Raw genomic sequence first — 500 nt, 5'->3', positions numbered from 1 at the left:
CTGTCCCTCCGCCTCAGCCTGCACGCGGCGGATCGTGTTCAGATCCCCCTTGCGAACCAAGCCTTTGTCAAACAGCGCCTTTTTGGTTTCAAATTCTTCCTGCAGGATTTCCGCGCGACGTTTCATACTGTCCAGTTGCGCCTCGAACCCGCTGGACCTGATCCTGAGGGCCTCCATGTTGCGTTCCAACAATGCGATATCATTCAGCAGGGTTTTGCGGGATACTTCGAAGCTGATCTGCTGGCCATCAAGAATGGTCATGACTTCGACATCGTCAGTGGCTGAAAGCAACTCGGCGGAAAACTCCAACTGATCCATCTCATTGTGTTCGGCCTCAAGACGTTCAGACATGGCTTGCAAGCGGATTTTGCGGATGAACAGTTCTCGTTCATTGGCCTCGGCCGAGGTTTGGTCCAGCGTCATCAGCACTTCCCCCGCCTGAACAGACTGGCCCTCGATAACTTTGATGTCTTCAATAATGCCGCCCTCAAGATGCTGGA

The 500-nt window shown here is 53.6% G+C and carries 1 pseudogene; it reads right to left on the bottom strand.

Annotated features, from left to right (window positions below):
• A pseudogene (locus ACR0AH_RS21120) lies at positions 1-500 on the bottom strand (HlyD family type I secretion periplasmic adaptor subunit); the annotation flags it as partial.

The organism is Ruegeria sp. AM5 (assembly GCF_056540645.1).
The sequence above is the reverse complement of the archived record's forward strand: the minus strand, read 5'-3'. Positions and strand labels throughout refer to the sequence as shown.